Origin of the sequence: Curtobacterium sp. ZW137, from assembly GCF_003762905.1 — a bacterium.
GTDB lineage: Bacteria > Actinomycetota > Actinomycetes > Actinomycetales > Microbacteriaceae > Curtobacterium.
The window spans coordinates 349430-362510 of the sequence record NZ_RJKS01000004.1 but is presented as its reverse complement, the minus strand read 5'-3'; the positions used below and the strand labels follow the sequence as shown (position 1 = coordinate 362510).

Annotated in this window: 12 protein-coding genes and 1 tRNA gene; 9 read left to right on the top strand and 4 right to left on the bottom strand. The window is 70.7% G+C overall.

The features are described 5' to 3' along the window. Positions 1 to 36 precede the first annotated feature (36 nt). Positions 37 to 324: a hypothetical protein gene (locus tag EDF55_RS15025; protein WP_260236073.1), complete on the top strand. Its 288-nt coding sequence runs from the start codon at positions 37 to 39 to the stop codon at positions 322 to 324. 27 nt (positions 325 to 351) lie between these two features. Here the strand turns inward: EDF55_RS15025 and EDF55_RS15020 are convergent, their stop codons facing one another. Continuing rightward, positions 352 to 780 (bottom strand): BLUF domain-containing protein, encoded by a 429-nt coding sequence (locus EDF55_RS15020; RefSeq protein ID WP_123701805.1) that lies wholly within the window; start codon positions 778 to 780, stop codon positions 352 to 354. Between the two features lie 223 nt (positions 781 to 1003). Here EDF55_RS15020 and EDF55_RS15015 point away from each other — a divergent pair, with 223 nt between their 5' ends. From EDF55_RS15015 to EDF55_RS15005, 3 genes are read left to right on the top strand one after another with little or no spacing between them, the layout of a single operon-like run. Beyond that, entirely contained in the window at positions 1004 to 1696 is a 693-nt protein-coding gene (locus EDF55_RS15015; RefSeq protein WP_123655755.1) for a histidine phosphatase family protein, read from the top strand. A 33-nt stretch (positions 1697 to 1729) separates the two neighbouring features. After that, positions 1730 to 2257, top strand: coding sequence for a DUF3090 domain-containing protein (locus EDF55_RS15010; RefSeq protein ID WP_123655754.1), 528 nt, complete (start codon positions 1730 to 1732; stop codon positions 2255 to 2257). Further along, on the top strand, positions 2254 to 3012 hold the full coding sequence (locus tag EDF55_RS15005) for an SCO1664 family protein (RefSeq protein ID WP_123655753.1): 759 nt from the start codon (positions 2254 to 2256) through the stop codon (positions 3010 to 3012). Before EDF55_RS15010 ends, EDF55_RS15005 begins: the two co-directional genes overlap by 4 nt. 70 nt (positions 3013 to 3082) lie before the next feature. On the opposite strand, the gene EDF55_RS15000 is transcribed toward EDF55_RS15005, so the two are convergent. Both EDF55_RS15000 and EDF55_RS14995 read right to left on the bottom strand, forming a co-directional pair. After that, positions 3083 to 5116 carry a VWA domain-containing protein gene (locus EDF55_RS15000; RefSeq protein ID WP_123655752.1) on the bottom strand — a complete coding sequence of 678 codons (2034 nt, stop codon included), beginning with the start codon at positions 5114 to 5116 and terminating at the stop codon, positions 3083 to 3085. Next, complete coding sequence (locus tag EDF55_RS14995) at positions 5109 to 6494, bottom strand: sigma 54-interacting transcriptional regulator (RefSeq protein WP_123655751.1); 1386 nt, start codon at positions 6492 to 6494, stop codon at positions 5109 to 5111. The genes EDF55_RS15000 and EDF55_RS14995 overlap by 8 nt, the downstream gene beginning before the upstream one ends. A 256-nt stretch (positions 6495 to 6750) precedes the next feature. On the opposite strand from EDF55_RS14995, the gene EDF55_RS14990 reads away from it, so the two are divergent. From EDF55_RS14990 to EDF55_RS14970, 5 genes are all read left to right on the top strand, one after another. Then, positions 6751 to 8214, top strand: a complete 1464-nt coding sequence (locus tag EDF55_RS14990) for an MFS transporter (protein ID WP_123655750.1) — start codon at positions 6751 to 6753, stop codon at positions 8212 to 8214. Positions 8215 to 8419: 205 nt separating this feature from the next. Next, positions 8420 to 9115: a GntR family transcriptional regulator gene (locus EDF55_RS14985; RefSeq protein WP_123655749.1), complete on the top strand. Its 696-nt coding sequence runs from the start codon at positions 8420 to 8422 to the stop codon at positions 9113 to 9115. Between the two features lie 133 nt (positions 9116 to 9248). Next, positions 9249 to 10562, top strand: coding sequence for an LCP family protein (locus EDF55_RS14980; RefSeq protein WP_123655748.1), 1314 nt, complete (start codon positions 9249 to 9251; stop codon positions 10560 to 10562). A 169-nt stretch (positions 10563 to 10731) separates the two neighbouring features. Further along, positions 10732 to 12045 (top strand): LCP family protein, encoded by a 1314-nt coding sequence (locus EDF55_RS14975; protein ID WP_123655747.1) that lies wholly within the window; start codon positions 10732 to 10734, stop codon positions 12043 to 12045. A gap of 497 nt (positions 12046 to 12542) precedes the next feature. Then, a tRNA-Ser gene (locus tag EDF55_RS14970) sits at positions 12543 to 12632 on the top strand. 81 nt (positions 12633 to 12713) lie between these two features. Here EDF55_RS14970 and EDF55_RS14965 read toward each other — a convergent pair. Next, entirely contained in the window at positions 12714 to 12929 is a 216-nt protein-coding gene (locus EDF55_RS14965) for a hypothetical protein (RefSeq protein ID WP_123655746.1), read from the bottom strand. Between the last annotated feature and the right edge of the window lie 152 nt (positions 12930 to 13081).

Genomic DNA, 13081 nt, shown 5'->3' with positions numbered 1-13081 from the left:
GACCCCCTCCCGAGGCCCGCCAAAGCGACTGACCACGTGGTCATCCCAGCGACGACGAACGCGGTGCGCGGCTGGAAGGACCTGGCAGCCACCCGACGGAGCGCACTGGCCGACGCCTGGGACCTCCTCACCGCGGACCCGACGAGGACCTCCCCGACGATGCACACACTCCGCGGAGACCTGCAGTTCGTCGCCCACGGCGGCCGGACGCACGAACAGTGGCAGCTCGAGCTGCCCGGTGGCGCACGGATCTGGTACTACGTGGACGACTCGACGGTGTACCTCGTGAAGGTGCACACCCGGCATCCGAACCAGACGAAGTGACCGTCTGCGCGCGGTGCTCGTCCAGGATCAGACGTCGCGGAGTTCGCGGTCGCGGAACCACTTGAGCAGCCACGCGGCGCTCGTCCGGTCGAACGACCGGGGGAAGTCGGTCGAGCCGGTCAGGAACGGGCTGAAGCCGTCCTCCGCCGTGACGTCGTGGTCGTCGAGGCCCCGGTAGGCCATCGACCAGCCCTCGAAACGACGGCGCTCGATGTCCTCGCGGATGAGTGAGGTGACCTCGCGGTGCCGCGGGTCCTGCGCGATCGTGGCGAAGCGGTCGTCGACGCTGATCGCCGGCCCTTCGAGGAGCTGCATGAAGCGGCCGTCCTTCGCCACCAGCAGGCCGGAGACACCGAGCGCTTCGTTCCGGAAGCGGGAGCCCCGCAGGAGCTCGGTCATCGCGGCGTCGTCGAACGGTTCCACCGCGCGACTCATGTAGACGATCGAGACCAGCACGCGTCCATCCTGCCGCGTCAGGCGGCCCGACGTCCCACCGACGACTGGAATCGGACGAGCGGGAAGGTGGTCGTTTCGCGCGGAGGAGGTCAGAACTTCCGCCTCACCACGCGCGATTCGACGTCCTACGCGCGATTCGACCTCCTGCGCGCGGATCGCGACGGGCCGACGCGGCGGCCCCGGGCGGACCTGTGGAGAACTCGCCGCGCCTAGGATCGAGCGCATGGCGACCGTCCTCCTCGTCCGGCACGGACGCACCACCGCGAACGCGACCGGGCTCCTCGCGGGCCGCACGGCCGGCGTCGCGCTCGACTCCGTCGGCAAGCAGCAGGCGGCGACGACCGCGGAACGCATCGGCGCGATCCCGCTCGCCGCGATCGTGTCCAGCCCGCTGGAGCGCTGCCGGCAGACCGCCAGGGCGATCACGGCGTTCCAGCAGGGGGAGCCGCAGCAGTTCGTCGAGCGGGGGATCACCGAGGCGGACTACGGCGAGTGGCAGAACCGGAAGCTCAGCGAGCTGGCGAAGGAGCCGCTCTGGCGCGTGGTGCAGTCGAACCCGAGCGCCGTGGTGTTCCCGGGCGGTGAGTCGATGCAGACCATGCAGTCGCGGGCGGTGGCGGCGATCCGGCGGCTCGACGCGCAGATCGAGGCGGAGCACGGCGCGAACGCGGTGTGGGTCGCGGTGAGCCACGGCGACATCATCAAGTCGGTGCTGGCGGACGCGCTCGGCATGCACCTCGACCTGTTCCAGCGCATCACGGTCGGCCCCGCGTCGGTGTCGGTGGTCCGGTACGGGGAGCACCGGCCCGAGGTGGTCGCGACGAACACCGAATCGGGTGACCTCTCCTGGCTGGCGAAGGCCCCGCCGACGGGCGACGCTCCGGTGGGCGGCGGAGGGGGTACTGCCAGTCCCTGAACGGTCGCAGCCGCCCGCTCCTACAATGCGGGTATGCCCACCATCGTCCACGGCTTCGACTGGCCGGACCGTCTCGTCGTCGGCACCATCGGGCGCCCGGGTGAACGGTCCTTCTACCTCCAGGCGCGCGCCGGCCGCCGCGTGGTGAGCGTCGCGCTCGAGAAGGAGCAGTCCGCCGTGCTGGCGGAGAAGCTCGACGAACTCCTCGACGAGGTCGCCACGGTGGAGGAGAACCGCTTCAGCGTCCCGCCGTCGGTCCCGCGCGAGCTGTACGACGTCGATCCGCTCGACCAGCCGGTGGAGGCCGAGTTCCGGGCGGGTGCGCTCAGCCTGGGCTTCGACCCGGCGACGGCACAGGTGGTCATCGAGGCGTACCCGATCGACGACGACATCGAGATCGTGTCCGAGGAGGACGAGGACGGCGTCGAGGTCGAGGCGGTCGTCGAGATCCCGGAGCCGACCGAGCTGCTTCAGGTGAAGATCCCGGTCGGGACCGCGCGGGCCTTCGTCGAGCGCACCCGCGAGGTCGTGGCCGCTGGACGGCAGCCCGGCGACGCATGAGCGACGGCGCCGGCCTGACCCTCACCGCCCGCATCCGCGAAGCCTCGAACGCCACCTTCCTCGCCGAACTCGACGGGCACGAGGTCGTCTACAAGCCCATCGCGGGCGAGAAACCGCTGTGGGACTTCCCGGACGGCACCCTCGCCGGTCGTGAGTACGCGGCCTTCCTGGTGTCCGAGGCGTTCGGCTGGCGGGTCGTGCCCCCGACCTGGCTCGGCGAGGGCCCTCTCGGTCGCGGCATGGTCCAGCGCTGGCAGGACGTCGACCCGGACCAGGACGCGGTGGACCTGCTGCCGACGGACGAGGCCGAGCAGGACGAGCGCGTCAAGACCGTCCTCGAGGCGATCGACGAGCACGACCGTCCGGTCACCCTGGTCCACGAGGACACCGCGGCACTCCGGCGGATGGCCGTCTTCGACGTCGTGGTGAACAACGCGGACCGCAAGGGCGGCCATGTGCTGGCGATGCCGGACGGGCACCGGCACGGGGTCGACCACGGGCTCACCTTCCACGTCGAGCACAAGCTCCGGACGGTGCTGTGGGGGTGGATCGACGAGCCGCTCGACGACGAGGAGCGCGCCGGACTGGAACGGGTCACCACCGCGTTGCACGGGGACCTCGGTGCGCAGCTCGAAGAGCACCTGACGGTCGACGAGATCGACAACCTCGAGGCGCGGTGTGCCGCCCTGGCGGCCGTCGGCCGCTTCCCCCCACCGGCCGGGTACGGTCCGGCGGTGCCCTGGCCGTTGTTCTAGACGCACCGGACACCGGACGGGAGGCCCGTGGCGACGCCGCCACGGGCCTCCCGTCCGGTGGGTGCGAACGTCAGCCGAAGCGGCCGAACCCGCCCCAGTCGTCGTCGCGGAAGAGCGCGCCACCGCGCCGCGACCCGAGGTAGGACCCGACCACCGCGACGCCGAGGTCGTCGTTCTCCGGCGCCGTGACGGTCCCGTCCACGCGCCGCGCCATCCCGTCGATGAACCGGGCGAGCCCCGGGTCGTCGCCGAGGCGGAAGAACGTCGTCTGTGCGCCGAGCCGGTGCGCGTTGTCGAGCTCGCGGACGCTGAGCGCGATCGTCATCGGGTCCGGCGGGTAGCTGAAGAACACCTGCCCGTTCGGTTCGAGGTGCGACGTCGGTTCGCCGTCGGTGACGATGAGCAGCACGGGCTGCGCCGTCGGGTGCTTCCGGAAGTGCCGGTTCGCCAGCAGCAGGGCGTGGTGCAGGTTCGTGCCCTTGTCCCACATCGCGTCGAGGCCGACGAGCTGTTCGACGTCCATCACCTCGGCCTCCCGACCGAAGGCGATCAGCTGCAGGTCGTCGCCGCGGAACCGCGTGGAGATCAGGGTGTGCAGTGCGAGGGCGGTGCGCTTCATCGGTACCCAGCGGTCCTCCATCGCCATCGAGAACGAGGTGTCGACGAGCAGCGCCACGCAGGCCTGGGTCCGCGCCTCGGTCTCCTGCACCTCGACGTCGTCGATGGTGAGCCGGACACCGGCCCCGGTGCGACCGGTCGCGGCCGTGCGGGTGACGGCGTTCGTGATCGTCCGCGGGATGTCCCACGGCTCGGTGTCGCCGAACGCCCATTGCCGGCTCGCCCCGGACGGCTCGCCGGAGGCGCCGGACCGCTGCAGGTCTCGTGCACCCTGGCGGCCGGACATCTTCTGGGCGACGTCCTTGAGCAGGCTCTTGCCGAGCTGTCGCATCGCCTTCGGGGTGAGCTTGTACTGCCCGTCCGCTCCGCGACGCATCGAGCCGGAGTTCTTCAGCGCCTTCTCGAGCTGCTGCAGCGTCCGGGCGTCGACCGCGGCCTCGGCGCCGAGCTGGCGGGCCAGCGACTCCAGGTCGAGGTCGTCGAGGTCGGATCCGGGGCTCGACTGGGCGAGCTGTTCGGCGAGCGAGTCGAGGTCGGCGATGTCCTGGAACACCCCGGTGCCGTCGCCGAGCCCGAGGCCCTGCTCACCGTCCATCTGCTCGGAGCCGCCCCAGTCCTCGCCGGGACGGAGGGCTCGGAGGTTCCCGTCGAGCTGGCTCAGCGCGCCCATCAGGTCGGGGCTCCCGAACGCCTGCTGCGCCAGCGCGTCGAGTTCGTCGCGCTGCTCCTGGGTCATCGAGTTCCGCATCCGCTGGGCGGCTGCGGCCCGGGCGGCGAGGTCGTCGAGCAGCTCGTCGACGTTCGTCGGGTTCGACGGGAAGTACTCGCCGTGCTTCGCCATGAACTCGTCGAACTGCTCCTGCGAGTCCGTCCCGGCGCGGTGGTCCTCGAGGAGCTGGTTGAGGTCCTGCATCATCGCCTGGACGTCGGCGCGGTCCTGGTCGTCGGCGTTCTCGAGCGCCTGCTTCATGCCCGCGAAGCGCTGGTCGAGCATCTCGCGGCCGAGCAGGTCCTTGATCTCCTCGTACTTCTGGCGCGCCGTCGGGCTCTTCCAGTCGTAGGTGCCGAGCTCGCTCACCGCGGCGGCGGGCGACGGCGGCAGGCTGTCGAGCTGCATCTCGGCCAGGGCACGGTCGCCGTCGTCCATCTCGGTGTCCCGTGCGAGCTGCCCGCGTTCGGCGAGCAGTGCCTCGTCGAGCAGCTCCTGCACCTGCCGCAGCGTGCCGTCCAGGTTGTGCTTCGCCGTGAGTTCGCGGCGCTTCTCGGCCACGCGGCGCGCGAGGTCGTCGAGCCCGCGCCGGTCCCGACCGCCACGCCGGAGGAACTCGCGCATGGCCCGCTCCGGGGAGTACCCGGCCATCACGTCCTGGCCGATGGCGTCGAGCGCCTCGGAGAGGTCCGCCGGTGGTGCGAGCGGGTCCGGGCCGCCCTCGTACCTGCCGTACCGGGTGTCCCGTGCCAGCCGGCGGTTCTGCCGGCTAGCCATAGACCGCTTCGCCCCCGCCCGACTCCTTGCTGATCTTCCGCGCGAGGAACAGGCCCTCGAGCGCGAGCTCGATCGCACCGGCCCGCTCGCCGTCGTTCGTGGCACCGAGCCGTTCGCAGATCTGGTCGTAGAGGTCGGACTCGCCGAGCGACGGCAGCCCTTCGAGGAAGGTGCGGGCGGAGACCTGCTCGCCGGTGGTCACCATCGTGCCGCCGTCGAGCGCCTCCACGAGCTGCCCCAGGTCGAGGCCGCGGAGGCGGGAGCGGACCGTCTCGGCGGTGGCGGTCCGGAGCAGGTGCTCGAGGACCTCGTCCGCGCGGTCTTCCTCGCCGGACTCGAACTCGATCTTGCCGCCGAGGACGTCGACCGCGGTCTCGAGGTCGATCGGGCGTGCGACCGGGTCGGTCTCGCCCTGTCGTGCTGCACGGTGGACCGCCGCGGCGGAGACCGTCTCGGCGCCGGCGATCGAGAAGCGGGCGCTGACACCACTGCGCTGGTCGACCGCGCTGGACTCGCGGAGGGCCCGGGTGAAGCGGGCGAGGATCTCGACCAGGGCGTCCGGCACCTCGGCTGTCAGGTGGGCCTCTTGCCGGATGACGGCGATCTCGTCGTCGAGCTCGATCGGGTAGTGGGTGCGGATCTCGGCGCCGAAGCGGTCCTTCAGCGGAGTGATGATCCGGCCGCGGTTCGTGTAGTCCTCGGGGTTGGCGCTCGCCACGACGAGGACGTCGAGGGGCAGTCGCAGCACGTAGCCGCGGATCTGCACGTCGCGCTCCTCCATCACGTTGAGCATCGCGACCTGGATGCGTTCGGCCAGGTCGGGGAGCTCGTTGATCGCGACGATCCCGCGGTGCGCGCGGGGGATCAGCCCGAAGTGGATCGTCTCCGGGTCGCCCAGGCTGCGGCCCTCGGCGACCTTCATCGGGTCGACGTCGCCGATCAGGTCGGCCACGGAGGTGTCCGGGGTCGCCAGCTTCTCGACGTAGCGGTCGTCACGGTGCCACCAGTCGATCGGCATCGAGTCGCCGAGGTCCTCGGCACGCTTCCTGCTCGCGGTCGTGATCGGTTCGTACGGGTGCTCGCCGAGCTCGGACCCGGCGATCACCGGGGTCCACTCGTCGAGGAGGCCCTGCAGGGTGCGGAGCAGACGGGTCTTGCCCTGCCCGCGCTCACCGAGGAGGACGACGTCGTGGCCGGCGATGAGGGCTCGTTCGAGCTGGGGGATGACGGTGGTCTCGAACCCGTGGAGGCCGGGCCACGGATCGGTGCCCTCGCGGAGGGCGCTCAGCAGGTTGTCGCGGATCTCGGCGCGGACCGTCTTCTGGACGTGACCAGAGGTGCGGAGCTCGCCGACCGTTCGGATGTCAGGTCGGGTCACCTCTTCGAGGGTACGCCCCGGCAACCCCGCGCTACTTGTGTCATCTCATGGCAGCCGCAATGATCATCAACAGGGTCGTCCGGCTGCCACTCTGCCGACGTGCCCGCGAACGGCGACGGAGCCGGATCACGAAATAGGGGGATTCGGCTCCGCGCCGGCCCCGCTCGTTCCGGCCGTGAACCATCCGGGCGATCCGCGCGTACGTTCTCATTCTGTGCCGGGCCTCGGGGGTCCGGCGAGTGAGGAGCATGCCGCGATGACGAGCGCGAGCGGGTTGCAGGAGGGGCAGGTCAAGAGCCTGGTCCCGGCCCGGATGGACCGACTGCCGTGGACGAGGTTCCACTGGAGCGTCGTGGTGGGACTCGGGATCTCGTGGGTCCTCGACGGCCTCGAGATCCAGATCGTCTCGAACGCCGGGTTCCAGGCGGACCTCGGGCTCTCCACCCAGCAGGTGACCTCACTCGGGACGATCTACCTCTTCGGCCAGGTCATCGGCGCACTCGTCTTCGGGCGACTGTCCGACCGGCTCGGGCGACGGAAGCTCTTCATCCTGACGCTCGCCATCTACCTCATCGGCTCCGGCATCGCGGGCTTCGCCGGGGACTTCTGGTTCCTCGCGGTCTTCCGGTTCGTCGCCGGGCTCGGCATCGGCGGCGAGTACGCGGCGATCAACTCGGCGATCGACGAGCTCATCCCGTCGAAGTACCGCGGCCACGTCGACATCGCCATCAACGGCACCTACTGGGGCGGCGCCGCCCTCGGCGCGTTCGCCAACATCTACCTGCTCGACACGTCCTACTTCGCCGAGAACATCGGGTGGCGCATCGGGTTCTTCCTCGGCCCGGTGCTCGGCATCGCGATCATCTTCCTGCGACGGCACATCCCGGAGAGTCCACGCTGGCTGATGACCCACGGCCGCGAGGAAGAGGCGGACGCCACCGTCGCCCGGATCGAGGCCGAGGTGGAGCGGGAGTCGGGCAAGCCGCTCGAGCCGGTCGACGAGTCGAAGGCCATGACCATCACGCCGATGGACAAGGTCCGCTTCACCACGATCGTGAAGGTGCTCTTCCAGCAGTACCCGACCCGCACGCTCGTCGGCGCGACGATGATGATCACGCAGGCCTTCCTCTACAACGCGATCTTCTTCACGTACGCGCTCGTCCTGACGAACTTCTTCGGCCTGAAGACCTCGGAGACCGCGGTCTACTTCTTCCCGTTCGCGATCGGCAACCTGCTCGGCCCGCTCGTGCTCGGCCGGCTGTTCGACACGTGGGGCCGTCGGCAGATGATCTTCTCCACGTACCTGATCTCCGGGCTCGTGCTCGCGGTGTCCGCGTTCCTGTTCCAGGCGGATGCGATCAGCGCGACGGTCCAGGTCGTGTTCTGGTGCATCTCGTTCTTCTTCGCGTCGGCGGGTGCGTCGAGTGCCTACCTGACCGTGAGCGAGATCTTCCCGCTCGAGCTGCGGTCGCAGGCGATCTCGTACTTCTTCGCCCTCGCGCAGATCTTCGGTGCGATCGCACCGAGCATCTACGGCGCGTTCATCGGCGACGGGTCCTCGCGCGAGCCGCTGTTCTGGGGCTACCTGCTCGGTGCCGCGATCATGGTCGCCGGTGGAGTCGTCGCGCTGATCTTCGGTGTCGACGCCGCGCGGAAGGGCCTGGAGGACATCACGCAGCCGCTCTCGGTCATCGCGAAGGAGGAAGAGGCCAAGCGCTGATACCCGAAATACGGAATGTTTAGCGACTGACGCTCGATCCTGCTCTACTCCTGGGAACGACCTCCGCCGGGGGTCTTCGACGGTGGGAGTGCAGTGATGCGGAACCGGGTGGCGCACGGCCTCCACAGGGCCAAGATCGGTGGATCCGTCCACCGATCCGGCCGACGGCACGACGGCGAGGCACGCCGTGCATGACGCTGGCGGCATGGGATTCCACGAGACGGCGGACATCCCGGACGTGTACGCGGGGCGCGGTCGGGAAGCACTCGGCGTGCCGCGCAGCCTGCTGCGGGACGCGGTGTTCCTCCGGCTGCTCGACCGGATCCTGCGTGGTGACTACCGACGCGGACAACGACTCCGCCTCGACGCACTCGCGTCGGACATGCGGGTCTCCCGGACGCCCGTCCGTGAAGCCCTGGTCCCGCTCGAAGCGCTCCAGCTCGTCTCGGTCCAGCGGTACGTCGGGGTGGTCATCACCCAGTGGTCGCTCGAACAGATGAAGGAACGGATCCGGCTCGGGTGCACGATGCTCGCCGAGCCGCCCGCGAACGCCGGCGCGACCACGGACCGGTTCGACCCGGCGTGGATCCGGGACTGCTCGACCGAAGCCGGCGCGTTCGTGGAACTGACGGCCTGGCTGTTGCGGCGCACGGGTGCCTCGGTGAGCGCGGACCTGTTGGCTTCGCAGCGGCCGGTGCTCGACATGTTCTACACGGACGACATCGCCATGGCGAACGGCATCGACGCAGTGGTCGACCGACGGCAGCGCCTGCTGCTGGTCGAACGGGCGCAGGACGCCGCGGCCGCCGACGACCTCGTCGAGTGCACCCGACTCGTCCGGGCCCTCGGGGAAGCGCTCATCGCCCTGCCCGACCGCTTCCGGGTCGCCGCATCGGCATGACCGGGCGCCGGGGCTGCGTACCCCCCGAACGAGGCACGCCGAGCCGACCGGGTTGCCGGGTGGCGAGTGCCCGCTCGGGTATCGTCCCCCGGCGAGCGGCCGGAACCCGAGGCCGCTCGGAGGGAGCGTGCCCGTGCCCGAATTCGACGACGTCCTCGACGCCCGGCGTCGCCCGACCGTGGTGTCCGGCCCCGGCTACCGGGTCAGCGGCGCTCGCCACAACCGCGGTCGGCGTGACCTCGGCGTCACGCGGCTCGTCACCGGGATCGGCATCGCCGTGGCGGTCGCCGTGACGAGCGCGACCTCCCTCTCCGCCTACGCCGCCTACGACGTCGGGCACGGGTTCCAGCAGCGCGCGGTCGACGTCGGCGGGGGAGCGGCCTCGACCGACGGGGCGTTCAACGTGCTCGCGATCGGCGCCGACAACGACCCGGACCAGGGCACCGCGTACGGGGACCGTGGCGCCACCCTCAACGACTCCAACGTCCTGCTCCACGTGTCCGCGGACCACACCAGCGCGGTCGCGGTGAGCTTCCCCCGTGACCTCGTGGTCGACCAGCCGGCCTGCGGCGGGGAACCCGCGGTCACGGACGCCCCGATCAACCTCGCCTACGGACGGGGCGGCATGGACTGTGTCGTGAAGACCGTGGAGCACGTGACGGGGATGGACATCCCCTACGCGGCACAGGTCAGCTTCCAGGGCGTCATCCGGATGTCCGATGCCGTCGGTGGCGTGCCGGTGTGCGTCACCGACGCCGTGGACGATCCCTACACCGGGCTCCAGCTCTCCGCGGGCGAGCACACGGTGTCGGGCAAGACGGCGTTGGCGTTCCTCCGCGACCGGCACGGCGTCGGGGACGGCAGTGACCTCTCCCGGATCTCGAGCCTGCAGCAGTTCTTGTCCTCGCTGCTCCGGAAGGTGAAGGGCGACGGCACCCTGAGCAACCCGACGAAGCTCTACGGCCTCGCGAAGTCGGCGTCGAAGAACGTGACGCTCTCCACCTCGCTCGCCAAGCCCTCGACGATGGTCGACATGGCCGGCGCGTTCGAGGGCATCGGCCTCGGGGACATCACCTTCGTGCAGTACCCGGGGAGCGTCGACGACCCGGCCTTCCCGGGCAAGGTCGTTCCGGACCAGACGACCGCGGACCGCCTGATGCGGGCGGTCCGGACTGACCGTCCGTTCAGGCTCGACGCCGGGGCGACCGGGCGGGGCGCGACCGATGCTGCCGCGGACGCCGGCTCTGGCTCCGGCTCCGGCTCTGGCGCCGACCAGACGGCGGACGCCGCCGGCGCGGACGACGCGAGCCGGGCCTCCAGGCAGGATGCGGCGGGTGCCGCGGCGGCTCCGAAGGCCGACCCGACGGCGACCGCGAAGCCCCAGGAGATGTCCGGAGTGACCGGGCAGACCGCCAAGCAGAAGACCTGCGCGGTGGCCGCCGAGTAGCGCCGCTCACCGGAGATCCACGCCGGTTCCACACTGAATCGCAAGCCGCGCCTGTGGCAGCCTTGTCCGGTTGCCGTCCCCGCGGTGCGGCCCGCCGGCCGTCGCGAGGGTCCCTCGGCGGCGTCGATCAGGGCGTCCGCCATCGTGTCCGCCGACGACAGGAGTGTCCGTGAACGACGTCCGTGATCGATCCCACCGCCTCAACCGAGCGACCGGGATCGCCCGCCACGGACGCCTCCACCGGCACCGCCCCTTCGGGACCATCGCGAAGGTGCTCTCCGGGGTCGTCGCGGTCGCACTCGTCAGCTCGTTCTCCGTCGCGGCGATCGCGGCGAAGCAGGTCTCTGACGACCTCGGCGACGGTGTGGCGATCCAGGGGCAGCCCGTCACGAAGGCGAAGAGCGGCGGCACCGCACTGAGCGCGTACAAGGGCGGCTTCAACATCCTCGTCGTCGGCACGGACAACGACCCGGCGCAGGGCACCGAGTACGGCAAACGCGACGCGACCCTCAACGACGTCAACATCCTGCTGCACGTGTCCGCCGACCACACGAACGCCACCGCGGTGAGCATCCCGCGCGACCTCGTCACGCCAATCCCCGCCTGTCAGAAGACCGACGGCTCCGGCACCACGTCGGCGATGGCCGCGCAGCCGATCAACACCGCCTGGGGCGACGGCGGCCTGAACTGCGTCGTGCAGACGGTGCAGGGGCTGACCGGCCTGGACATCCAGTACTCGGCGGCGGTGTCGTTCAACGGCGTGATCGAGATGTCGAACGCGATCGGCGGGGTGCCGGTCTGCGTCGCGTCGCCGATCCACGACCAGTACACGGGACTCGACCTGCCCGCGGGGACCACGACGCTGCAGGGGTCGCAGGCGCTGGAGTTCCTCCGCACCCGGCACGGCGTCGGCGACGGCTCGGACCTCGGGCGCATCTCGAGCCAGCAGGTGTTCCTGTCCTCGCTGCTCCGCACGGTCAAGTCGAACTCCACGCTGACCTCGCCGACGACGCTCTACAAGCTCGCTCGGGCCGCCGCGTCGAACATGCAGCTGTCCCAGAGTCTCAACGACATCGGGACGATGGTGCAGATGGGGCGGGCGCTGCAGGACCTGCCGCTCGCGCAGGTGAACTTCGTGCAGTACCCGGGTTCGACCGGTGGCACGGGCGTGTACGCCGGCAAGGTGGAGCCGACCACGTACCTCGCCGACGAGCTCTTCGCGAAGATCAAGTCCGACCAGTCGTTCTCGCTCGGGGCGGACAGCACGGGCATCGGGTCGGAGACCGCGCCGAGTGCGTCCGCGTCGCCGTCCTCTGCCGCGTCGGCTCCGGCAGCTCCGGCGTCCGCGCCGGCTGCCGCGTCGTCGCAGGCTGCGGCGCCGTCCACGAGCGCGCCGTCCGCTCCCGCGACGTCGTCCACGATCGACGGGCTGCAGGGGCAGTCTGCCGACGAGCAGACCTGCTCGAAGGCGTTCGGCTCGTAGCCTGCGGCCCGGCAGGCTGGCCCATCCCGCGGGCGCTGCGCGGGATGCAGCGCGGGTTCTGCGACGAAAGCGACAGCGCGCGGGCAGATGCGCGGCGCAGAGGTGTACGCGGTGTCGCTTTCGTCGCGCGCACCCCGCGCCCGGGCCGCCCGCCCCGCGCCCCGCGCCCGGACCGCCCGCCCCGCGCGCCCGCCCCGGACGCACAAGCGGGGACGCGGCCGGAGCCACGTCCCCGCGGAGCCGCTCCCCGGCGGACCCGGTCATCGGGCGAGCCGGGCCCAGGCCAGAGGAGCGACGTTGGGTGCTGTGTCGCGACGACGGGGACGAACCCCGGAATGTGATGCCGCGTCCCGATGAGACTAATGACCGGGGTACGTCCCGACAACCCCTCCGCGTCCCCACTTCGGGGGACCGTGCCGCTCGCCGCCGAAACGCCGAGCGGGTCGAGAGGACCGTCGTCCTCCTGTATGGTTGTGTGAGCGTCCGCAAGGGCGCATGGAGACGTCGCATAGTCCGGCCGAGTGCACCACCCTGCTAAGGTGGAGTCCCCTTTGAGGGGACCGAGGGTTCAAATCCCTCCGTCTCCGCACGAAGCCACGTACGAAGCCCCTCTGGTCAGTGACCGAGGGGCTTCGTCGTTCCCGGGAGCGGAGTTGACCCCGGACGAGTCAGGCGGCGCCGGTGGAGTCGAGCCACCGCATCCAGCCCTCGAGCTGCGCCTTCGCGCTGTCGAGCGTCCGGTGCTGCCCGCTCACCTCGCCGTCGGAGGACCGCACGGCGTACCCGTCGTCCCAGGAGACCTCACCGACCAGGTCGAGCCCGGAGGAGCCCTGCCAGTGGCTGTCGTCGACCTCGGTCCAGAGGATCCCGTCGTGGAGACTCATCGGCTGGACCCCGTGACGGCACGCGGTGCGGTGCGTGGTGATTGCATGACTGCTTCCGGTCGGCTTCGGACGAGCGTTCGTACCAGCGGCCAGGGGTCTGGGGTCACCTGACGTGGACAGTAGTCCGATCGGCTGCAGGTGGGCAGAAGACG

Excerpts from the sequence above, each read along its gene's own strand:
- EDF55_RS15015 (WP_123655755.1), top strand. The coding sequence starts at position 1,004 with ATGGCGACCGTCCTCCTCGTCCGGCACGGACGCACCACCGCGAACGCG.
- EDF55_RS15010 (WP_123655754.1), top strand. The coding sequence starts at position 1,730 with ATGCCCACCATCGTCCACGGCTTCGACTGGCCGGACCGTCTCGTCGTC.
- EDF55_RS15005 (WP_123655753.1), top strand. The coding sequence starts at position 2,254 with ATGAGCGACGGCGCCGGCCTGACCCTCACCGCCCGCATCCGCGAAGCC.
- EDF55_RS15000 (WP_123655752.1), bottom strand. The coding sequence starts at position 5,116 with ATGGCTAGCCGGCAGAACCGCCGGCTGGCACGGGACACCCGGTACGGC.
- EDF55_RS14990 (WP_123655750.1), top strand. The coding sequence starts at position 6,751 with ATGACGAGCGCGAGCGGGTTGCAGGAGGGGCAGGTCAAGAGCCTGGTC.
- EDF55_RS14985 (WP_123655749.1), top strand. The coding sequence starts at position 8,420 with ATGGGATTCCACGAGACGGCGGACATCCCGGACGTGTACGCGGGGCGC.
- EDF55_RS14965 (WP_123655746.1), bottom strand. The coding sequence starts at position 12,929 with ATGAGTCTCCACGACGGGATCCTCTGGACCGAGGTCGACGACAGCCAC.